Source organism: Flavobacterium sp. WC2509 (assembly GCF_052683105.1).
Genome location: NZ_JBQZFG010000001.1, coordinates 3,916,252 through 3,940,242, shown reverse-complemented (window position 1 = coordinate 3,940,242; position 23,991 = coordinate 3,916,252). Strand labels below are relative to the sequence as shown.

General features: G+C 36.0%; 12 protein-coding genes. 4 read left to right on the top strand and 8 right to left on the bottom strand.

All coding sequences use genetic code 11. The annotated features are described in order from the left end of the window. Positions 1-84 precede the first annotated feature (84 nt). The 4 genes from ACUN3A_RS16430 (at position 85) to nagB (ending at position 6,017) form a co-directional block, all read left to right on the top strand. Complete coding sequence (locus ACUN3A_RS16430) at positions 85-1,215, top strand: DUF4861 family protein (RefSeq protein ID WP_445552369.1); 1,131 nt, start codon at positions 85-87, stop codon at positions 1,213-1,215. A gap of 585 nt (positions 1,216-1,800) precedes the next feature. Beyond that, the gene (locus tag ACUN3A_RS16425; RefSeq protein WP_445552368.1) at positions 1,801-2,592 is read left to right on the top strand and encodes a gluconate 5-dehydrogenase; all 792 of its coding nucleotides are present in this window, start codon (positions 1,801-1,803) and stop codon (positions 2,590-2,592) included. Between the two features lie 79 nt (positions 2,593-2,671). Further along, positions 2,672-4,057: a sugar MFS transporter gene (locus ACUN3A_RS16420; protein ID WP_445552367.1), complete on the top strand. Its 1,386-nt coding sequence runs from the start codon at positions 2,672-2,674 to the stop codon at positions 4,055-4,057. A 34-nt stretch (positions 4,058-4,091) separates the two neighbouring features. Beyond that, a complete protein-coding gene (gene nagB / locus ACUN3A_RS16415) occupies positions 4,092-6,017 on the top strand; it encodes a glucosamine-6-phosphate deaminase (protein ID WP_445552366.1) in 1,926 nt (641 codons plus the stop codon). A 1,234-nt stretch (positions 6,018-7,251) separates the two neighbouring features. Here the strand turns inward: nagB and ACUN3A_RS16410 are convergent. The 8 genes from ACUN3A_RS16410 to ACUN3A_RS16375 form a co-directional block, all read right to left on the bottom strand. Then, complete coding sequence (locus ACUN3A_RS16410) at positions 7,252-8,253, bottom strand: family 43 glycosylhydrolase (protein ID WP_445552365.1); 1,002 nt, start codon at positions 8,251-8,253, stop codon at positions 7,252-7,254. Between the two features lie 137 nt (positions 8,254-8,390). After that, positions 8,391-11,678, bottom strand: coding sequence for a glycosyl hydrolase (locus ACUN3A_RS16405; RefSeq protein ID WP_445552364.1), 3,288 nt, complete (start codon positions 11,676-11,678; stop codon positions 8,391-8,393). 55 nt (positions 11,679-11,733) lie between these two features. Then, entirely contained in the window at positions 11,734-13,026 is a 1,293-nt protein-coding gene (locus ACUN3A_RS16400; protein WP_445552363.1) for a glycoside hydrolase family 28 protein, read from the bottom strand. Between the two features lie 86 nt (positions 13,027-13,112). Then, positions 13,113-14,411, bottom strand: a complete 1,299-nt coding sequence (locus tag ACUN3A_RS16395; protein ID WP_445552362.1) for an immunoglobulin-like domain-containing protein — start codon at positions 14,409-14,411, stop codon at positions 13,113-13,115. 55 nt (positions 14,412-14,466) lie between these two features. Next, positions 14,467-16,212 carry a fasciclin domain-containing protein gene (locus tag ACUN3A_RS16390; protein ID WP_445552361.1) on the bottom strand — a complete coding sequence of 582 codons (1,746 nt, stop codon included), beginning with the start codon at positions 16,210-16,212 and terminating at the stop codon, positions 14,467-14,469. A gap of 89 nt (positions 16,213-16,301) precedes the next feature. Then, positions 16,302-18,695, bottom strand: a complete 2,394-nt coding sequence (locus ACUN3A_RS16385) for a glycoside hydrolase family 2 TIM barrel-domain containing protein (RefSeq protein WP_445552360.1) — start codon at positions 18,693-18,695, stop codon at positions 16,302-16,304. Positions 18,696-18,851: 156 nt separating this feature from the next. After that, positions 18,852-22,235 carry a polysaccharide lyase family protein gene (locus tag ACUN3A_RS16380; RefSeq protein WP_445552359.1) on the bottom strand — a complete coding sequence of 1,128 codons (3,384 nt, stop codon included), beginning with the start codon at positions 22,233-22,235 and terminating at the stop codon, positions 18,852-18,854. Between the two features lie 169 nt (positions 22,236-22,404). Then, positions 22,405-23,976 carry a T9SS sorting signal type C domain-containing protein gene (locus ACUN3A_RS16375; protein ID WP_445552358.1) on the bottom strand — a complete coding sequence of 524 codons (1,572 nt, stop codon included), beginning with the start codon at positions 23,974-23,976 and terminating at the stop codon, positions 22,405-22,407. Positions 23,977-23,991: the final 15 nt, after the last annotated feature.

The following is a 23,991-nucleotide window of genomic DNA, read 5'->3' as shown; positions in this document are numbered from 1 at the left end:
ACAACACCTAACTATATAATGCAAAAGGAAAAAAATTAAACAAAATAAGAACTCACACCACATTTACGAATTATAATAACACCTATGAAAATAATTAAATCGCTCTTTTTACTTGCTTTCGCTTTGCCATTAACGGCTATTGCGCAAACTAAAACAACAGTTACAATTCAGAATAATTCGGCTTTAGACCGAAAAGAAACTCTAGTAGCTATTAATTGGAAAAACGTACTTGCCTCCTACCCGCAAATAGACACGACCAATTTTATTGTAATCAATAACAATACAAAAAAACAAGTTCCTTATCAGTTGGAACACCAAGGGAATTCTGCTGTTCAAAACTTGTTAGTTCAAGTAGATATTAAAGCAAAAACATCTCTTACTCTTTCTGTTCAAAAAGGAAAACCAGAAGTCTTTGCTCCCAAAACCTATGCGCGTTATGTACCAGAACGTATGGATGATTTTGCGTGGGAAAATGACAAAATTGCCTTTCGTGCTTACGGTAAAGCATTAGAAAAAACAGAAGGAGATGCGTATGGCTATGATGTGTGGGTAAAAAGAACCGATAAATTAGTCCTGAACGATCGCTATAAACGCAATGACTATCATACAGACAACGGAGATGGATTGGATTATTATCATGTTGGTTATACACTGGGCGCTGGAAATATGGCTCCTTATGTAAAAGATACTATTCGTTATTCTGGAAATTATCATCAATGGAAAATTTTAGATAATGGCCCTTTACGCTCTACTTTTCAATTAACTTTTGATACCTGGAATGCGGGCGGAATAAAAGTAAAAGCTACAAAAACGATTTCTATAGACGCTGGTTCGCAACTCAATCGTATCGAAAACACCTATACATTCGAAGACAAAAATCCTCTTCCCGTTGTTGTCGGTATCATCAGACGAGAAAAAGCTGGAGTTATTTCATTGAACGAACAACAAGGTATTATAGGATATTGGGAACCCACTTTTGACAAAGACGGAACTACAGCCGTTGGCTCAATAGTAACAAATCCGGTAAGTACTATGTGGGTTAATAAAGACCAAATACTGGCAAAAACCACAGTCAAAAATAACGAACCTATTGTTTATTACAGCGGTGCTGCTTGGGACAAAGCGGGGAAAATAACTAATTCAAAACAATGGTTTGACTACTTGAACCATTTTTATCAGGAAGTCAAAAATCCTTTGATTGTATCTGTAAAATAAACAGAGTCTTCTAAAAAAGCAACTCTTTCCCAATTTCATTAAAAAGGCGATTAAATCTATTCTGATTTAATCGCCTTTTGATTTAATGGTATGTTTTTTTACCCGAAATCTATTAATGTTTTTTTTCTAGTCCATGTTTTATTGAAATTACAGCTGGATTTAGCGTGATTACATTAAGTTAAGTAATGTCAAAATAAATAGCACGCAGATTTTGCTGATTTTTGCAGAAAAAAATCTGCCGAATCTGCAAAATCTGCGTGAACCAATTTGCATCTTCCTTTTAAAAATGGAATAAAACCCATTTCTATTGATTCTTTACAAAAAAGAATAATCGAACTCAGTTTTTTTCTAAAACTACGCTTCTATCCTTTTGAAGCACTATTTTTTTAAAATTCACAAAACAAATGATAAGATACCAATAAGTAAACGACTACTATAAAACAGTAGCCTAACTATCCATTTATAAGCTTTAAATAGAACCTTTACACAAATTCGAAAGTTTAATGGCAAATATTGAAATACCATTTTAGAATTCAGAATTAAATTCGCCATAGCAAACTAATAAAAAACTAAAACAATTAAAAAATGTCAATTAACTTATTTGATTTAACTGGAAAAACAGCACTAATTACAGGAGGAGTACATGGTTTAGGAATGGCTATGGCCAAAGGACTAGGACACGCAGGTGCAAAAATCGTAGTAAACGATCTTTCACAAGAATCTCTAGATAAAGCTGTAGCTGAATACAAATCGGTTGGAATTGAAGCTTACGGATATGTCTTTAATGTAACCGATGAGAAAGCTGTGATTGCTGCTATAGCACAAATTGAAGCAGAAGTTGCTCCTATCGATATCTTAATAAACAACGCAGGAATTATCAAAAGAACGCCTATTATCGAAATGGAAGTCGAAGATTTTACAGCAGTAATAAATGTAGATTTAATTAGCCCGTTTATTGTTTCTAAAAATGTTGCCAAAGGAATGATTCAACGTGGTGGTGGAAAAATCATCAACATTTGTTCTATGATGAGCGAATTAGGAAGAGATTCTGTAAGTGCCTATGCTTCGGCAAAAGGAGGACTGAAAATGCTAACCAAAAGTATGGCTACCGAATGGGCAAAATTCAACATACAAACTAACGGAATTGGTCCTGGTTATTTCGCTACGAGCCAAACCGCACCTATTAGAGTAGACGGACACCCATTTAATGATTTCATTATTGGCAGAACACCAGCTGGTCGTTGGGGTGATCCAGAAGATTTACAAGGAGCTGCCATTTTTTTAAGTTCAAAAGCAAGTGATTTTGTAAACGGACATATTGTTTATGTCGATGGAGGAATATTAGCAACTATCGGTAAACCATCCAACGAAGATTAATACTACTACCCGCTTTTATGAATAATTCTATTTAACTACAACCTTAATTTCCAACAAAAAACTGTAATAATAAAAACTTATGTCAAAAATTGAAAGTGTAATCCTCGATAATCAAAGAAGCAGCACTTTGATTCCTATGGTAATTTTAACCGCATTATTTTTTATCTTAGGATTTGTTACCTGGCTGAATGGACCTCTAATTCCATTTTTTGAATTGGCCTGCGAATTGACTTCTTCTCAAGCTTATTTTGTAACTTTTGCCTTTTACATCGCCTATTTTGTGATGGCGATTCCGTCATCATGGGTAATCGAAAAAGTAGGTTATAAAAACGGTGTTTCGCTAAGTTTAGTAATAATAGCGATTGGTGCGTTTATGTTTTATCCCGCAGCCGAAAACCGTACATTTCTTCTATTTCTGGTAGCACTTTTTATTATGGGCACTGGTTTAGCAATTTTGCAAACGGCCGCAAATCCATATGTAGTTGTAATTGGCCCAAGGGAAAGCGCCGCAGCCAGAATAAGTGTTTTAGGTATTGCAAATAAATTGGCAGGATTCATAGCTCCATTAGTATTGACGGCTTTAGTATTATCCAATATGCAGGATTACACCGCCGAGAAAATTGCAGCTCTTGATAGTATTGCCAAATCTCAGGCATTGGATTCTCTTGCGTTACAATTGCAAACTCCCTACATATATATGGGATGCATCATCCTTATTTTAGCTTTTTTGGTAAAACTATCTCCACTTCCTGAAATTGAATTAGACGAAGAAGGAAATGTGATGCACATGAGTATTTTTAAACAAATAACAAATGCTTTTCAATTTCCTCAATTGGTCTTAGGAGTAATTACATTAATGTTATATCTCTCTGCCGAAGTTTTAGCAGGAGATTCTATCGGTGGATTTGGAAAACAATTAGGGGTGTATGGCGAAGATGGTAATTTTTTTCTAAAACTAACTTCATTCACCATGACAGCGATGGTAATTGGTTATATTTTAGGAATTGTACTAATACCTAAATATGTTTCGCAAGTTTTAGCTTTAAAGGTTTCTGGTATTTTAGGCTTAATTCTAGTGTTGTTAATTGTATTCATTTCTCCAAGCATAACCATTCAGTTGCCTGGAATTCCAGCTTTGCCATTAGTTATTATTCTTGTTGCCTGTATGGGACTTTCAAATGCGCTTTGTTGGCCTGCCATTTGGCCGCTTGCATTGCAGGATCTAGGCGGATATACCAAAATAGCCAGTGCTATCCTGATTATGGGGATTATTGGAGGAGCTATTTTTCCGCTAATTTATGGCTCTTTGGCAGAAGCAATCAACTTAGCAAATGAAGCAAACGGAATAGCAAAAACAGCAAAAAGCGGTAATCAAATAGCTTATTTAATATTACTACCAACTTACCTAATGATTATATTTTATGCTTTTAAAGGACATAAATACAGAAGTTGGTCAAAAAAATAATTCAGAGAAAAAGATTAAAATAAATTAAAACACAATGAAAAGTACGATAGACAAAGCAACAGGATTTGAAAAAAGATTCGAAAATATTAATACAGTCGTTTTTCAAAATTCAACTGAAGCATCAAAAGCAGTTGCCCAACAAATAGCTGCACTTATCAAATCAAAACAAGAAAACAACGAATCCTGCATATTGGGATTGGCAACGGGATCTTCTCCAAAAGGATTGTATGCCGAATTAGTTCGTTTACACAAAGAAGAAGGATTGAGTTTTAAAAATGTAATTTCTTTCAATTTGGATGAATATTACCCGATGGAACCAGATTCCATAAACAGCTACGTTCGATTTATGAAAGAATTGCTGTTTAATCAGGTTGATATCCTTCCTGAGAACATTCATGTTCCCGATGGAACTTTGTCAAAAGAAGAAATTGCCGATTATTGTGCCGATTATGAAGCTAAAATTGAAGCTCTGGGAGGTATCGATTTACAGATTCTAGGAATTGGAGGTAACGGACATATCGGATTCAATGAATCAGGTTCATTACAGAATTCCAAAACAAGATTAGTAGCATTGGATCATATCACGAGAGTGGCAGCAAGCGGCGATTTCTCAGGATTGAGCAATACTCCAAGAACAGCAATCACGCTTGGAGTAAAAAAAATAATGGAAGCCAAACAGGTGATTCTGATGGCTTGGGGAGAAGGAAAATCAAACATCATCAAAGCTTCTGTTGAAGGTACGGTGACGAATCAGATACCAGCTTCCTTTTTGCAGGAACACAAAAATGCCGTTTTTGTTTTGGACAAAGAAGCTTCGTCAAAACTAACAAGAATCAACACTCCTTGGTTGGTTGAAAAAATCGTTTGGACTGATAAACTAATCCGTAAAGCGGTATTGGGTCTGGCACTTCATTTAAAGAAACCAATTTTAATGCTTACCGATGCTGATTATATCGAAAATGGAATGAGCGATTTGTTGGCTAATTCAGGACCTGCTTACGATATCAACATTAAAATTTTCAATAAATTACAAAATACAATTACTGGTTGGCCAGGAGGAAAACCCAACTCGGATGATTCCAACAGACCCGAAAGAGCAGAACCAGCGAGAAAACGAGTGCTGATTTTCAGTCCACACCCTGATGATGACATTATCAGTATGGGAGGTACTTTCATGAGACTGCAACAACAGGGGCATGAAGTGCATGTAGCTTACCAAACTTCAGGAAACATTGCAGTGGCAGATGATGAAGCGTTACGTTTTGCTAATTTCGTTCTTGATTATAATGAAAAATTCGGTATAAAAAGCGTTGAAGCAGACACCATTTACAAAAAGGCTGAAACCTTTCTTAAAAACAAAAAAGCCAGCGAAATAGATATTCCAGAAGTAAGATACATAAAAGGATTAATAAGAAAAGGAGAAGCACGCGCTACCAGTCATTTTGTTGGTTTGCCAGACGAACAGATCCATTTTATGGAACTTCCTTTCTATGAGACTGGTACTATTGAAAAAAATCCTATTGGTCAGGAAGATATTCAATTGACGATGGATTTAATAGAAAAAATCAAACCACATCAAATCTACGCTGCAGGAGATTTGGCAGATCCGCACGGAACACACAAAGTATGTCTGGATGCTATTTTTGAGGCTGTAAAAGCATTAAAACCAAAACCTTTTATGAATGATTGCTGGGTTTGGTTGTACAGAGGAGCATGGCAGGAATGGGGAATCGACGAAGTTGAAATGGCGGTACCAATGAGTCCTGATCAGGTTTTGGCAAAACGTCACGGAATTTTTAAACATCAATCTCAAAAAGACGGTGTTGTTTTTCAAGGGACAGATGCAAGGGAATTTTGGCAAAGAGCCGAAGACAGAAACAGTGAAACGGCAATGTTTTATAGACAACTAGGTCTTGCTACTTATGCGGCGATGGAAGCTTTTGTAAGATGGGAATATTAATAAAAGTTAAGATCCTATTACCGATTCGATTGTAGTACACTTAGTTCACAAAAAAGGGAAGGTATTTAAAACACCTTCCCTTTTTATATAAATTCCAATCGTTCGAATATGCAAATAGACTTTGTGTGGATAGCGCATTCTATGATAAAAAACAAGCTGCAGGAAACTAATTTTTTTTCACTACAATATAAATTTACAAAAATGAAATACATATTGTTCTTATTCATACAAGGTTTTTCCTATATTGGAATAAGTTTTTTCCTTTACAAATTACACCAATGTTATTCTGAAAAAATCAAAAAAAATAAGGATAATTCAATTCAAACCAAAGAAAGTCTTGCTAGGAGTAAAATGTCGCTGTATTTTTCAATTTTTCTCTTAGTTATGTTTGCGATTGACTCTTTTCGGGAGGCGATTCAATTATTAATAAAATAAAAAAATCACCTTATGTTTTTAAATTCCGATCGCTCAAATATGCAAATAGCCTTTGCTTGGATAGCGCAGAATTGAATTCTATGCCCGCTCCAATGAGTTATAATACTAGTACAATTTAGTAGTATAAATTATTTCTTTTAAATACAAAAAAGCAATATTGTTTTATGAATATAGTTTTTTGACTTGTTTGCATGCTCAGCTTTGTGGGCACAGAATGCAATTCTGCACTATCGGGCTATTTATTGAAATGAATAGACCATCTTACGACGCTAAACCAATTTTACAACGAAATAGTACATTTATAATGCATAATCTAACGGAACTAAAAGATGATTGTATTGGTTAAAAATCACAGTTCTTCTAGAAAAATGGTATTAAAGAATACATTTCCTTAACAATCTTGAAGGTGAGAAGTATATAAAATTAATAAAAAAACATTAGGCTTGTCCAAAATATAGTTTTTATAATTTCTTAAAAACAGGATATAATAGCAATAACTATTACAATATCATCGGTATAAATATGGTAGTTATAAAAGAAGATTGGAATATTTATCGAGTTCATTTTTAAGGTAATTATATTAGTACACTTTACGAATGCTTTTCGACATGTACAAATGAAGCTACACAAATTGCCTTTTATGAAAACCAAATTCACAAATTTCAACATTAAAGAAACATGTAAATAAGTGAGGTGTAAGTACTCATTGCAAACGAACACCCAATGCCATTAAGTAAAAAAAGTTCTTTTTATTGATACTTTGTTGTGTATCAATAAAAGAACTTTTCAATCATTAATTCTACTTTAGAATAGTTGTCTCGCCAGTTTTTACATTAATTTTCCATGGTGTCGGCTCTGGCAACCAAAGTTTTCCTTCTTCTATTTCTAAAGGCATCCACAGGTAACGTGAATCCCATTGTGTATCTGGTTTCCAAATATCACCTGTAAATAATACTGTAGTTTTCTTGGAGCCAACCACTTTTATCAACATAGATGATTGTGAGCCGTACGTCTTCGTTTCCACGGGAGCAATATCTTTAAATTCTGTCCAAGGTCCTTCAAGTGAAGTTGCAGTTGCATATTTGTTTGGATTGGGTTTCCATCCAGTCAATCCAGAGCCTAAGCAATAATACAAACCGTTGTAATTGACGATTGCACCTCCTTCGATACGCGCTTTTATAAGTGACATATTTTTTTCAACATCCATATAATCATCAGAAAGTTTAGCTATACGAAAACCACCGCTTGGACGATCCTCAAAAATGATATACGCTGTACCATCATCGTCAATAAATTGACCAATATCACGACTTTCAAATCCCAAAGGACGAAAACGTTTCACATACCTGAACGGACCAGTTGGACTATCGCTCACCGCTATTCCCATATTAGCCAGTTTATAATTAACATCAATATGCAGGTACATTACATATTTCTTTGTCTTTAGGTTAAAATAAACCTTTGGTCTTTCTAACACCCATTTTGAAGAAAGAGAATCGGGAGCAGCCATTTTCAAGACATTACCGTTAAATTTCCAGTTTGTTAAATCTTTGGATGAATAACAGCTTACATAGCGATATTGAGGATCAAGATCTTTTGCCCGACTTTCACCATACCAGTAATAGGTGTTTTTAATTTTGGTAATTCCACCACCATGAGCCTGTATGTGATTCCCATCGGTATCTGGCCAAAGTTCTCCCGGACGAATTACTTCTTGCTTTTGTGCCAATACACTTGTGGATAGAGTCACTAAAAAAAGTGTGAGAAAGAGGGCTTGTTTTTTGAATAAACTAGTTTTCATCTTTTATAAAATATTTATCGAGTTATATATTTAAAAACATTTTTATAAAGAATCTTTTTAACCATAAAGTACACAAAGAGTTTTACAAAGCTTTTGTTTGAAAATAATATTTTTTCCTTTTTTAAATTTTAAAACACCTATTTTGATCGTTTCACAAGCAATACTTTATCGATAATACCTGAAGGAACTAAACGATCTTTAGCTGACGCAATTTCAGGATAAGAAAAAGTAAAACGTTTCTCTTGAGGTAGTGATGCATCCCCCACCATTCGATTATTTAATGAATTTACAACCTGAATTTCAAGTGTATTTTCACCTTTCTTAATATATTCTGTTATATCTGCTTCCCATGGACTACACCAAACGGTAGAAACAGCTGTGCCATTAATTAAGACTCGGGCAATAGAGCCCAATTGTGGAAAACGTAGCAATACTTGTTCACCCGAAACAGCTTTATCTAATTGAATGCTTTTTTTATACACTGCAGTTCCAGAATAGTATTTGATTCGTTCATCAGTATTTTGTGTCCAGTCTGTTAAGTTATTAAAAGTAACTTCGCCAGGGCCACCCCATTTTGAATCAAAAGATACTTTCCATTCTCCTTCTATAGGTGAAGCTTTTTCTTCTTGCCCATTCAATTTAGTTGAAAGTGAAGATGAGACCTCATTAGTAACAACAATGAAGCCGGATTCGTTAGACTGTAAAACAATATTTAGTAGGAGGCCATCTTTACCAGAAGCTGCAACGGGAAGAATATATTGCTGACCAGTTGTCGGATCCCAATATTCAGCAGTAGTAGCAGTGGTGCGTAAACGAATGGCATCCTTAAAAACTTTTTTGCTATGATTGTTAAAAAAGTAGATATCCGTATCTCCTAAATTACGATGTGCAAAATATACCTTATCGGTAACTGTATTCCCGCTTTTAAATCCAGCATCTGGTTGAATACCTTGTTTTGCCAATACTTCGGCTAGGGGCATTCCCCAATATACTTTACCTTTTCCAAATATTTTAATTCCCGCTTCTTCTTTTCCCCAAAGTTGATTTACCAAATCCTGATATTCTTTTGCAAAAGCTGCATCATTTAAAGAGCCTGATTTGCTAGGGCGTGAACCATAAACAGGAACACCATCCTTTGCTAATTTTGCAATCTGGCGTAAAGCAGCTAATGAAATATCAGCCTTCGGTTCAAGTATCAGTATCTGATAGCTCACCCCATCAGGAAGTACAATACGACCATCTTTTGCTGACATTCGATTAAGTAATCCTTCTTCGGTAGTTACATCAAAATCATATCCTTCTGGAATTTCCGGCAAGCGATTCGCTAGCAATTTTACTGGTGCATTTTCTCCCAAATAAATACACAAATCAGCCACTGATTTTCCATTACGCATCAATCCTGCGCATCTTGCCTGATAATCCCAAAATGGACGGCTATAGTTCCAATAGGTATTGTTTCTGTTTAGTACATATTGTCTACCTCCACCGGTACTTCCTGGAATTTTGTCTAACCAAGGCTGATAAGCCGAAGCACAAACAACAAATTCCTGTGAACCAAAAGCATAAGCATAATCAGCCACATTCTTTGCATCTGCCAATGACTGGCTAAATCTCAGATCGGTGAAAGCTTCTGCCGAGGCAATTGGCTTTCCATAGATATGAGCTGCAGATGAAGTTTCCTTAACATCATAACTACCATGAGTTTGGTATGCCCAGAATTCACCTTGAGGTTTTTCTACACGGCCTTTAGCTCTAAAGTTATCCGCTGAAATCGTAAGTCCGTTACCTACTGCTTGTCCTGTAAAAACTACTCCAGCTTGTCGGCATAAACTATCTAATGTACCAAAATATTCATCAGAAACCAGATCGGAAAGGGTAAGTCGCATGTCATAAAGAAAACCGTCAGTTTCTTCTTTTGAGCCAACAATATAGCCAGCTAAAGCAGGAAGATATTTGTGAATATCATAGCCGCGTCGCTCTTTAAATTTCGTTTCATATCCTGGTGTCCAGTTTTGGGAACCAGCTTCGTGGCTATCCATATGCAGGCCAGTTAACGGAATCCCAACTTTTTTTAAAGAATCGGACATTACTTTAAAATAACTGTTCCATTGTAATTTAGTCGCTTCAGCCGAAAGTTTATCGCTCTCCAATCCAATTAAATTCGCACGACCATGTTTCGTTTTTACTCCAATCGGTACACGAATGAAACGCATAATAACCCATTTTCCGGAAGGAACTTTCCAATCCAGTTGTCCATTTTTATCCATTTTAGCAGTCAGATCCACTATCTTTTTAGGATCAATAGATTCGGATTTAGAATAATTGGGGGTTAAGTCTTTCTCAATATATTCGGAGTTTAGCCCTGCTTTTTCTTCCCATTGATCCGTTTTTGCCTGTGCTGAAAGAACCACACTACCAAAGGGCATGTCCTGTCCAGCATCTTTTGGGTTATTCCAGTCATGCAAATTAAGTCGGAAATATTTTCCTTTAACAGGTACAAAAGAGATTGTTCTTTGGTTCCAAGTCGGAGACTCATACATAGGTTTCAAATCACAAACTTTGGTATAGGTTATACCATCTTCAGAAACCTCTAACTGTCCTAAATCGGGTTGTTTTACATAGCCATATCCATAAAAGTCTTCAGAAGAAGGGCCCGGCATGTTCATAGCTCCTGTTCTTGATTTACCCCTTGCGCGAACACGATAGGTAATACTGCGCGCCGTAAAAAATTTATTGAATTCAAAATTAATATATACCGAAGCTCCTGCTGATTGGGAAGGAATACTAATTAGTTTATTATCCTTTGGAAATACTACTGTATTAACATTCAATTGTGTAATATTGCTAGATAATTTAGGAAGCTGGTTCAGGCTTGTTTCCCAGTTTCCTTCAGGAACAGGAAATGCCAAAACAGCCACATCGCGTACAATTCCCGATTTGCTTTTAATGATAGGAAGTTTGGCATTAAAGTGTTGGCCTCCTTTGATCAATGTATCGGTGGCGTCAAGACGCTGCATACTTAAATCTTCTGTAATCCAAGGACCACCGGAAACATATCCGTTGGACAAATGTGTTTCAAATGTTAATCCCAACCGTTTTGCTTCTGAAGCTGCAAATCGGAACATACCCCACCATATTGGTGAGAAAGCAGCTAAAGCATGCTCTCCTTTACCATGTTGTTGGTCATAATAAACCACTCCGCCAACACCTTCGCGCTTAAATGCCTCCAAATCGGCAGTAATTCCTTCTTTAGTTGTTTCTGTTTCACCATGAAACCACCAAAGTTTTGTACGAGCAGAATCCGACCCTTGAGCAAATTCACTTCTAATCTGTTTTAATGAAGTTTGGCCAGTTTGGGCAAAACTAGGCAAGCTACAAAATACTGTAATACATATTAATACAGTACCATAAAATGGTTTTGTCATCTATTTATTTTTTTAATATCAATTCGATTTTATTACTAACTGTCAAGGAGAAAAATTAATTTTCTTTGATTTCTTTGCGAATTATAGTCTCTCCACTTACCCCCGTAATCGTTAGTCCCGAAAGAGCCACATTATTAGCATATTTAATAGTGAACCCTTTTTGTGCTTTAATATTACAATTTTCAAATTGCACTCCCTGAATAGGACTTCCTTCCAATCCGCTCATGTTACCCACCACATCTGTCGTACCAGAAACATTAATAATTTTAACATTACGCACAATAGGCAAGGCTCTAGTTGCTGGCTTGGAGTCAATCATACGCCATGCCATATCAAATTCGAATGCCTTACGGGTATTATTGAGTTTGATGTTTCGGTAAGTGATATTTTCGACCACACCTCCACGACTGGGCTGCGTTTTAAACCTTATAGGAGCCCAGTTTTGAGAGTCTACCAAACAATTCCTAATTTCAACATTGCGGATACCTCCCGACATTTCGCTACCGATGGCAACACCACCATGTCCATACGCAAAATGACTTTTTTCAATTAAAATGTCTTCAGCTGGGCGGTTAACACGCCAACCATCCTCATCCCTACCCGATTTAATCGAAATGCAATCATCGTTTACATCTATAAATGTACCTGTAACATGAATTTTATTACTAGAATCGATATCAATCCCATCCGAACTTGGAATATTATGCGCAGACCTAATATTTAGGTTTTCTATTTCTACATCTGTGCTATACAATACAAAAAGCCCCCATGAAGCTTGGTTACGTAGATTAAGATCTTTAATTGTAATTTTATCACAATTCTGGATACTCATTAAACGGGGCCTGGGCAAAAGAGCAGTTAGACTTATGCGGGGGCCTCCCGCTGGTTGTTGCTTAACAAGTTCAAGACCTCGTTGTGTCCAAGCTTCACCCGAACCGTCAATAGTTCCTTCTCCACTTATTTCAATTTTTTGCAGATCAATAGCATTAATTAAAGCTGCAATCCAATTTTTTTCTACTCCTTCCCAGCGCGTGGCTACCTCCGGATAGTCTTCTGATGCAGTAGATCCTTTGAGTTTTCCATTCTTTTCTACAAGCAGGTTTACACCTTTTTTCAAGAAGATAGCACCGCTTGTAAACACGCCCTTAGGAATGACAACTGTACCTCCACCATCAGCACTACATTGATTAATGCAGTTTTGTATCTCTTTTGTATTTAAAGTAATACTATCACCTTTAGCTCCAAATTCAGTTATTAAATAACGTTTAGCGGAAGTTGAATTTTGAGTAGTACTAGTTAAAGTGATAGCCATTACAGCTGCTGACAATAAGATCAGGATTTTTTTCATTACAATTGTTATTTTGGTGATGTTAGGTTAACAATAGATTAAAGATGATAAAAATTACCATCTTTAATCAACAATTTCCAAAGACCTCAATGTACAGACTCAACCTTTTTCACAGTAGGATATGCATCAGTCAACACCTTCGCTTCACCTTTAGTGATTGGCAGAATCACACCATGTTTGGGTAGTGGGGTAGGAAAATTGATTGGAACAACTTCCCACTTCGGGTTCTCAAAACTTTTGGTTCGTAAAGCTACGTAGGTTTTATTCGGTTTCCACTTCTCCATCCATAAATAGTAATAATCACCATTAACATCACTAGGATTCGATTTGAATACTAAAGGTGCTTCGGTTTCGGGTAATCCAGCCTTGGCACCAATACAATAATCGACTGTCTCCCACTGATTGCGGGGAGCTCGGAGATTCGTTGATCGCTCCTCTACGATGTCGTGGCAATTGTTATGTGCTTTATCTATTGACTTAGTAAAGCGATAATAATAATCACCTACCTTTTTCACAGTAGAGTCAATACGCCACTCATCGGCCTGCCAGATTTGAGCTTCAGTAAAAGTCATAAAGTCTCTTGTCGTGGCATACATTGGAGTGTAATAACTATTATTGTCAAGCTTCGAAGTCCAAAAGACTACGTAGGCTCCAATTGAATCGTCCCAAACAGCTTCGGGAGCATATGTGTTCTGTACATTAGGAGGAGAAACCAAAACATCCCTCTGCGCTGACCAATTTACTAAATCGTGAGACTCCCAAACCTGAATATAACGTTTACGATCAGGTCCTTTATCTTTACTGAACCACTTGAGGTCAGTAGCCATCAAATAGAACGTGTCACCATCTGGTGAACGCACAATATATGGATCTCGCAAACCAGTTGTTCCTAATATTGAAGAAAATACAGGTTTCCCATTGTTGAGTTCCTGCCAATCCAGCACATTATTCCCTTTCGAAAGGCTGAAATGAATCTTCTCCTCAGTGAAAGTAAAATGTACAAAAAGGTATGCCTGATTAACAGCTTTCTTAAATGCTTTTACAACATGAACAGTTATATCTTTATAAGCTGTTGCTTCTCCTTTCTTAATTGTTGCATGTAAAACAACTTCTGCATCTCGCCTTTTCGGTCGGTTAAGTTCTCCGCTTGCCGTAACAATTTTCTCATTATTAGAAGACCAAGTCACTGTAGTACCGTTGATACTATTAGGCAACGTCAAATTGCCGTAAGCAGCTTCAGCATTAACAATATTTAGTTCAGTTACTGCCATTTTCACAACAGATAGATTATCGGCTGGCGATTCCTGTGCTAGAATTGGTACTGCAAAAAGCAGTACCAATTTTACCAATATTATTTTTTTTAGTCTTATGTTTAATAAGGTCATTTTTATTTAATTCGTTTTAAATTGTGTGTTTTTTAATAATTTTAAAACACACAATTTAATTATCTTTTGGAGCATCTGCTCTTTGAACTAATCCACCTGCACCAGCTAAACCAGCCTTAAATTTTGGCCAAATCTGATCCATATCTACAGGACGGAATTCAATGATGTCAAACCAAGCTTGACCACCATCGGTCACTGCATTAAAGGTAATTTTGTGTCTGCCTGTTATTGCTATATCTACAATACCAACTAGTCTAGAATATATAGAAGTATTGACAAATGGATACATTGGACGCTTATAGCCTTGTGACTCTAGAACTTTGTCCGTAACATAGCTAGTACCAGAGATAGGATTAGCAGCCTCTTGAAGATTTATAGTTCGCGACATTTGCACTCCATCAAAAAAAGTTTTTACTTGAGAGGAAGCTTTAGAATTTTGACGATAAGAAACCCAAATTTTATAACGTCCCTTGATAATTATTGGAGTAGTAAGTGTAACATTTTGTTGCCCTCCAACGGGTTTAAAACGAAAAACTTCCAGTTGATCACCATTCCAAGTAGTGGTATTAGGTGTCCATAACATCTTCATTGTTTGATCACCTTCCCAAGTAAGGTTAACAAAAGGTGCAACATAACCAAATTGTACAGCACCCGGTTTTCTATAGCTATTAGTATTTATTACAAATTCCGGTTGATCACAGGCATCAAAATACACTGGCATTGGAACTCGTTTTTTCATTTGCAAGTTTTTATCTAAATAATGCAATACTCCATTTGAACAAGTAGCATCACTTGGACTTCTTACAATAGCAACACCTTCTTCAAATACTCCATCAAATACATCCTGATTTAAATGTATAGTCCCTTTAATTAATTTAGAACTAATAATCTCAAGAGGTACTTTAGTTTCAAATGTAGCAGTAGTAGCAAAATCGGCTTGGTAATTTAATTTAGGTACAATATGGTATTGTACAAATAAATTTAAACTATCCGCAGGATTTAGTGGATCATGTAAATGACTATATCTTAGTTTTAAATTATCTAAGGTATTTAATTTAATTATTGTATTTGTCCCAGGTATCTTCCATGTAGTATTTTCAAACACCTCATTTGCTTGGGCTAATACTGTTAAATAACTACCTACTTTATTACTATCATAAGTAATAGGTTGATTTAATTTATCATACCATCCAGTAGCTTTTAAAATTTCGGTAAATAAGGATAAATTAGGATCTGTTTCAATGGTTTGTGTCAAGGTTCTATCGGCAACTCTTAATACTTTATCAATAATATGAATCACTCCATTACCTGCCTCTATATTCCCTGCTAAAACATTTGATGTTTTATTGACAGTCGAATAGGAAACTCCATTGATGTTCGCTGCTCCAGTTATTAAATATTGCCCATACATACTTGGTACTACTATCTTACCATCAGTAAAAGAAGTTGTACCAATTTTCTTTTCTAAAATATGAAGTTTAACTAAATTTTGTAAATCTTTCAATGGCACTTGACTTAATGAGCTAGCGCCTACATCTGTCAAATATTGCTTTATTGCATCATTAGTTGGGAGAAACAAAGTATATGTACCGTAAGTATTCATAAAAGATGAATAATTAGTAATATCCAGAATTTCTAAAAACATGGAATAATCTGGATTGGCTCTTAAATAATCAGTTATATTAAGAGTTTGATCGGTTCTTTCTTTTATGTTTTCCTGAGTACAGTTTTGAAACACTAAAGCTATCAGAAAAACTAAAGTAAGTTTCAACAGGTTAGGTAATCTTAATAATGTTTTCATGGTTTATTTTTATTTATAAAATGTTTTTCGCACCAGTGTTTAATTAGTATCGTTCATTAAGTAAATTGTGGTACTAAAACATTTAAATTTTATTTTACTGTTAAGGTCTTCTCAATTCCTTTCAATCCTGAAGCTGTAACTTTCAATTTTACGGTTCCTGCTTTTTGTCCTGAACGTAAAATAGCCATCGCAAAACCTTTGTAAAGGTTCTTTTTGTTGCCGTCAAATAAATCATCGCTTAAATGATCACCATTATCCACAGCAATTATACTTGCTGTTCCATTTACATCAAAAGTTACTTCTCCAGATGCAGTTGGTACTTTACGTCCTTTACTGTCAACAGCATATACTTTTACATATTGTAGATCCATACCATCTGCTTTCCAATTTGCATTTTCAGTTTCTAATACTAATGCAACCGCTTCTCCTGTTGTCTCTAATTCATGGCGAGCTACTTCTTTTCCTCCTTTTCTAGCGATTGCTGTAATTTTACCAGCTGTATATGGAACATCTTTCCAATAAATAGTATTGCGTTTTTTTACTTCAGTACTATTTTTTTGTACCCCAATAGATTTTCCATTCACCAATAATTCTACTTCATCAGCATTGGTATAGGTGTACAAATTATATTTACTTCCTTCTGTACGATTCCAATGTGCCGAAATAACTTTTTGTCCCACTAACTGATCATTCCACATCTTCGATTCCCCTTCGCTGTCTACCACACCGATATAAACCAAGGGTTCGTCTTTGAAAATACTTTTTGTTAGCCATGCTTGTGGAAAAGGCTCCATTGAATGATTGAAAAATGAATAATTCCAACCTTTTCTAGGCCAACCTTGAGATTCACCCCAATATTCGATTCCACCCCAATAAGCCAATCCAACCATTTTATCTCTGTCCATTCCAAAGTAAGGTGCTGCCAACTCATTCGTTACAGCTTCACTTTGATAAATAATCATATCAGGTGCATGCTTTAGATACTCTTGGTAATCCTCCCAAGTATAATTGAAACTGGCAACATCAGTTACTGTTGCCAATTCAGGAGGAACTATATTACTTTGAATTTTGAAATCTGGATCAGCTTTAATAATACCTCCAGCACGGGCAGGATACATAGCAACTGTGGTCTTGCGGGTTGGATCGTAACGTTTTGCTACCACATCCATAATTCGATAGGTGGTTACCCCCCAATCAGTTGTTGGCCAATTCCATCTTTCTTCCTGAAATTGTAATTCATTTCCAAAACTCCACATAATAACCGAAGGATGATTTCGGTCACGCTTAATCCATTCTTTTATATTGTTGTACCATATATCATTCCATGGAGTACTTCCCGCCCAAGCAGTTTGACTACCCCATTTGTCGTATAATTCATCTACAACTAAAATCCCTTTTTCATCAGCAAGATCAAAAAATGACTCTGAATAAGGATTGTGTGAAGTACGTATGTGATTAAAACCAAAGGCTTTTAATTGATCCATCATTCTGGCAATCGCCGTTTTATGAGCAGCTACACCAACAGCTCCCAAATCATCATGATTGGCAACCCCTTTAAGAAAGACCTTTTTTCCATTCAATTTTAATCCAAATTCTTTGGAGAACTCAATGGTACGAATTCCAAATTTTTTAGTGATTTTATCAATTACTTTACCATTTAATATCAATACAACTTCGGCAGAATAAAGATTAGGCGTTTCGCAAGACCAAAGCTGAGGATTAACGATATTAACCTTTGGCAATGGAACTTCAACTTCACCAAGATTTGACTTTTTAGGAGCCATCGTTTTAGTTTCGCCTACTTGTTTTCCATCTGGAGAAAAAATCTTTGTAATGATCTCTAAGTCATATTCTTTCTTTTTAATTCCAGCCACTTCCACTTGTACACTAACCTCAGCATTTTTATCAGAAATATTTGGGGTTGTTATAAAAATACCATGACGTGCAATAGAAACTGGATCTTTTACTACCAAATGCACATCGCGAAACAATCCGCCCCCTGTATACCAACGGGAACCACCCTCAGTAGTTGCCCGTACGGCAACTACATTGTCAGCGTCATATTTTATAACATTAGAAATATCTGCATCAAAACCAAGATAACCATAACCTGTGCCACCAATTTTCTTTCCGTTTACCCAAACTTCACCTGATAGCATAATACCTTCAAAATCTATTACTATCTGTTTACCAGTCCATTTTGGATCTACTTTGAATGTTTTACGATACCAGCCAACACCTAATGTTTTAAATCCACGTCCTTTATTAGCTGTTTTATCCCAGGGTTGATCAAACTGAAAATCATGTGGCAAATCTAGCTTGCGCCAGTCACTGTCATTGAAAGTTAGATCTTGTGCATTCTTGATTTCACCAGCTTTGAATTTCCAACCAAAATTAAAAAGTTGGTTTATTCGAACATTGTCATTCTGGGCAAAAAGGAATGTTGTACAACAAAAGGCAATAATAATTGATAATTTTTTCATTATAATATATTTAAGTAATTGTATCAATTCTATGATTACAAGATCAATTCTGATCGTTATAGAACTAATACTTTATTGTATGATGAGCACCATGAGGACTCAATTGTAGCTAATTTTATTTGTTAATAAATAGTTCTCATCGCTACTGAAAACAATTTAAAGCTTGATAATCTTTTCAACATACTTTCCTGCAGATGTAATGATTAAAAAGTAATAATTACCGCTATTCAAACTTTCTAGTGAAACTGTATTTTTAGATACAGTAGTAACTAATTGTCCTAAACTATTGTATACCATTATTTTCTCTAAAACAGTCGTTTCAGGTATGTCTATTGTTACTATATTACTAGTTGGATTTGGATAAGCTCTAACCAAAGTTGTTTTTTCAAAGGAATCAACTCCCAAAGTGGTTCCAGTAGCTTCTAATCTCACATAATCATACATTACTTCTCCACTGGTTGCACTTCCCGTAACTCTTAAGGTAAAAGTGATTTGATTCGTACCTGCTTTAAGATAACTGGCTGGAAAAGTAATACGAGTATCTGCAAAAGCACCGTGAATTCCTTTACGAATCATAGCATTACTGTTGTTACCTGGTGCGAAACCTGTTGTAGGTACAGTTACATTTGTACCATTTACAGTAAGAATTAATGCTGCACTGAAATTGGCTGCCAAACCTACATATACCGAAGCATTGGATCCAGTAGTTGGTGCAGTAGCTAAATTGAAATTAACATTCCATTTTGGCGAAGTACTATTAATACTTTTATTGTAAGGATGTACAAAGTTCCAGTCGGTGGCGATATTACTTTGCCCAATAGTAAAGTTTACATCGTTCGGAAATTCAAGCGGATAATTCATAAAAATTCCATAACGTTCATCAGGATACGTATTACTTGTCCACCAATCATTACCATGTTTAAATTCCATGGCATTTCTATCTGGTTTCCCAATTTCCCAAACCGTAGGTGCTACTCTTGTTGGAACCCAGTTTACATTTCCTAACATAGTTGTATTTGCCGCAGTTACTGTTGCATAATTAGCCAAAGAAAGTTGTCCTGCTGCACCTGGGCCAAATGCGAATAAACTATAAGTACCTGGTAATACGTGAGGAATGGTAAAGTTTCCACTAGCATCTGTTTTTACCCAGAATTGGTAATTTTTGCTCCAATCTTCAAAATCAGTTGTACTACTGCTACCAGATGGAGGAATCCCAAGCCCTACCCAAGTATCGGCAGCAGATGCAGATGGATTACTTGCATCATTAATAACTAATTTACCCATAACCGTACCACGACCGCTTTCTTTTACATAAGCAGAATCATTGTGCCAGCTATAAGGCCATGCTGCTTGTTCTGTTTTGGCTTGTGTTTTTGCATCTTCCCACAAAGCGATAGATGCATTTGCAGTACCAGCAGCTACTTTGTTACAATAAATCAAAAATGGACCATAGTTTTTTTGCCAATTTTCACCAGCGGCAACTGCAGTTTCATTTCCTTGTTCATAATGGGTTCCTCCCAACATATTCAACAAAACGGGATTAACATGTCCCATTAATTCTCTCTTCATAGGACCTCCAGGGTAATATTCTTTACTTGGCGCTGTCATCCATAAACCTACATTATCAGCCGTACTGCTCCATCCCCAAGTATCAATAGCACCAAAATCAGCACTGTAATCATATTTGCATTCGTATTTGTCTTTGTAAATACCCGTTGTTAACCTCGTAATTTCAGGAGGAGCACCTGTTACTGCTGCTGCGTTTAAAAGATCAGTCCCGCTTGCCATCTTTCGGTTGCGTAGGTCATCTACACTCAACCAATCGAATCTTGGATTTGGATAACTTGCCATTCTCCATTCCCCACCAGGAAGAGCTGGATAATTAGCTGGATGCGAAAGCGTTGCTGATGCATATAATCCAGAAACATTTCTCTGAAGTGAATAATAAATATCTACATCCATAGCAGCTGTAGTGGTAGTACCATCCCAAGTCATATGTAATTTTATTTCAGCTGAATTGAAGTTATTAGAACTTGGATCTGTGATTAAGGAATACGTACATCCGGATGGATTTTGATAAATAGGCATATTCCAACTCCAATAAATGGAGCCACCACCATAACCACCCTGAATCATTTCAAGTCCGTTGTAAATAAGACTAGTAACCGTTCCACTAGCTTTGGTAATGGTAGCCTTAACAATTCCGTTGTTCAAAACTACTGTGGTTCCGGTATCAGCAATTCTAACATTAGTTGGATCAGATGGCGCAAAAAGACGAACGACAGGGGTTACAATACCTCCTGAATTTGTTTTTGTATATATTATATAAGGCGTTGTAGTATCACTTCCTACAGCAATAGAGAGGTTTGCAATTTTAGGAGTTCTCGCTGTAGTAGAATTATCTCCAGTAGCATCAATACCAATACCTGATGGTGAAGTTACAGGAAGATTTTCTAATTCAGCAAAAGCATTACCTCCACTTGGTTTTTTAAATACCCTTACCGAACTGGATAAACCATTACCAATTAATGCATCCGCAAAAATATTATATAAATTTCCTGCAGTATCTGTAATCAAGTATAAACTGTTAGCATCTCTTGTACTTGTAGTAACTGGAGAATCCCAACCAGATATCGCTTTATTGTAACGAACGATAGTAGATTTACTATTATTAGATGAATTAAAATAACAAATTTCAGGATTATTATCACTGTCTATTGTAATACTGCTATAACGAGCAGTAAGAGTTGATGTAGATACTACAGGGCTTGGAGGTGATATGCTTTCCCAATTGTTACTAATATAACGATACGCTTTTATTGGTGATGGAGTAGTAGCATTATAAACTTGATTAATATATACCAAGTAAGGAACATTGCTAGAATCAATTGCAATATCAACCGCTGCTGCATAAGTGTCTGTTGATTGAACAGCTCCTGTACCGGCAGTTTCCCATACTCCATTAACCAAACGCTTCACCCAAGGATAACCTGATGTGGTACTGATACGTTCTGAATACCCAATATAAGGTATGTTATTACTATCAAATGCAATATCAAATCTTGTATCGGAAGGGCCAGTGTAGGCTACCGAATTTGTAGAAATATTCGTTCTCACCCATGCATTATTTCCATCTAAAGTGGCAACAGATAACAAACCGCCAGTTTTATCTACAGCTCCAACATAGAGCTTACCTGTATTGTCGTTGAATATTCGAATGTATGTTACCTGAGTAGCAGCAAACGGATTATTAGTCCCTACTTGAGACCAGGTCCCATCTGTGTTTCTTTTTTTTACTCTAGATGTTCCTCCGCTTACGTTACCTTCAACATAAGCAACATAAGGCACATCATCCACAACGGTAATTGATGTGAAGTAAGAAGCAACTGCAGAGATACTGGTTTCATCCCCTATCACATTCCATTTCTGGGCAAAAGCAGGTTGCACTGTCAAAAGAGTCAAAACTGCAAAAGCAAGAAGTCTAAAAGACATCATTCTCAAAAGAGATTCTACAAAATTTAAAAGCTGTTTTTTTTCCATATGATTGGTTTAATAATTTCTTTGGGGGCATGCGAATCAGAATCAGAAGCTGAAATAGAATTCTTTTATTTTGCAATTTGGACCCAACAGTTTTTAAAAACTGTTAGGTCTTCCTTGCATTACAAAAAGTTATAGATTCAATTCTTTATTATTTTTTTATTGATATTAATTATAATATTATTTTTTTGACAACAACATTTCCATCAGCAGTAGTCACTTTTAATAAATACACTACTGAAGATTTTAAAGAAAAATTAGCTTCACTTGAACCAATATTTTTTCTCTCAGCTACCAAACGACCATTTAAATCATATACTTCCACACCAGATATAACTGAATTTTCGGACTGAATATAAACGTCTTGGTTTTGCAAATAAACCGCAATCGCTTTAGCATTCGCGTTATAATCATTAATGCCAAGTGTTGCTGGTTCAAAAACACGAACAACAGGAGTTACAAAACCTGCAGTATTTGTTTTAGCATAAACAATATAAGGTTTTGAAGAATCGCTTCCCAATGCAATTGTCGCGGTTACAATTGATTTAGTTGCGGCTGTTGTAACATTTGTTCCTGCTGCGTCAACGCCAACACCAGATTCTGAAGTTATTGGCAGGTTTTGCAATTCAGTAAAAGTGGAAGCGCCAGTTGATTTTTTAAACACACGAACCGTTGCAGATGTTCCACTGCCTATTAAGGCATCTTGGAATATAGTATATAAATTTCCTGAAGCATCATTAATCAACATATTTCGATTGGTATCTCTGGTACTGATTTCTCCTAGCCAAGTCCATGATTTAGCAACTTTGTCAGTAAGACGAATGGAAATTCCTTTTGCACTTGTTGTATTAAAATAAGTTACAACAGGGCTATTAGTGTCGTCTATGGCAATACTGGTATGACGAGCTGCACTCGTTGCACCAGTTGTAGCGCTACCTGGAGTAACTGGGTTTGCTGGTGACACATCTTCCCAACTATTATTAGTTAGACGATAAGTTTTAATCACTCCTGAACCTGAATTAGATGCTGTTTGCTGAATATAAACAACATAAGGTATATTATTGGAATCAAAAGCAATACCATTTCCAGCACTGAAAAGATCAGAAGAAACAGCACCTCCACCAATAGTTTCCCATGCATTGTTAACAAAACGTCTTACATACGCATATCCTGATGCATTACCTGCAGGACGTTCTGTATAAGAAACATAAGGAATATTGTTATTGTCAAATGCTAAATCGCCTCTCATATCAGATGCACCAAATGTACCGGTTCCTTGAGCAGTTGAAACAAAGTCGTTGCCTGTACTTAATGGAACCCATGCCCCGCTAACAAGTTTTTTAACAGCTAATTTGTAACCGTTATTTCTATCGATATAAGTAACATAGAGGTCTCCTATTTTGTCCTTATATATTCTAGTGAAACCTGCAAGAGCGGATAAGTTTGTTCCTACTTGTTCCCATAAACCCGTAGTGGTATTTTTCATTTTTACTTTACCCGGACCAGTAGCACCAGCAGTATATGTAGCTTCAACATAGGCAACATAAGGTACATCATCCTTGACAACAATTGAGGTATAGCAAGTGTTGACTGTTGATATTTCGCTTTCACTCGCTAAAACATTCCATTTTTGGGCAAAAGAAGATTGTGCTGTCAAAAGAGTAAATACAGCTAAAGCAGTAATTCTAAAACCAATCTTCGGGGAAAGATGTTTCGCAAAATTAAAAAGTAATTGTTTTTTCATAATATAATTAGTTAA

Excerpts from the sequence above, each read along its gene's own strand:
- ACUN3A_RS16430 (WP_445552369.1), top strand. The coding sequence starts at position 85 with ATGAAAATAATTAAATCGCTCTTTTTACTTGCTTTCGCTTTGCCATTA.
- nagB (WP_445552366.1), top strand. The coding sequence starts at position 4,092 with ATGAAAAGTACGATAGACAAAGCAACAGGATTTGAAAAAAGATTCGAA.
- ACUN3A_RS16420 (WP_445552367.1), top strand. The coding sequence starts at position 2,672 with ATGTCAAAAATTGAAAGTGTAATCCTCGATAATCAAAGAAGCAGCACT.
- ACUN3A_RS16395 (WP_445552362.1), bottom strand. The coding sequence starts at position 14,411 with ATGACCTTATTAAACATAAGACTAAAAAAAATAATATTGGTAAAATTG.
- ACUN3A_RS16425 (WP_445552368.1), top strand. The coding sequence starts at position 1,801 with ATGTCAATTAACTTATTTGATTTAACTGGAAAAACAGCACTAATTACA.
- ACUN3A_RS16375 (WP_445552358.1), bottom strand. The coding sequence starts at position 23,976 with ATGAAAAAACAATTACTTTTTAATTTTGCGAAACATCTTTCCCCGAAG.
- ACUN3A_RS16405 (WP_445552364.1), bottom strand. The coding sequence starts at position 11,678 with ATGACAAAACCATTTTATGGTACTGTATTAATATGTATTACAGTATTT.
- ACUN3A_RS16400 (WP_445552363.1), bottom strand. The coding sequence starts at position 13,026 with ATGAAAAAAATCCTGATCTTATTGTCAGCAGCTGTAATGGCTATCACT.
- ACUN3A_RS16385 (WP_445552360.1), bottom strand. The coding sequence starts at position 18,695 with ATGAAAAAATTATCAATTATTATTGCCTTTTGTTGTACAACATTCCTT.
- ACUN3A_RS16380 (WP_445552359.1), bottom strand. The coding sequence starts at position 22,235 with ATGGAAAAAAAACAGCTTTTAAATTTTGTAGAATCTCTTTTGAGAATG.
- ACUN3A_RS16410 (WP_445552365.1), bottom strand. The coding sequence starts at position 8,253 with ATGAAAACTAGTTTATTCAAAAAACAAGCCCTCTTTCTCACACTTTTT.
- ACUN3A_RS16390 (WP_445552361.1), bottom strand. The coding sequence starts at position 16,212 with ATGAAAACATTATTAAGATTACCTAACCTGTTGAAACTTACTTTAGTT.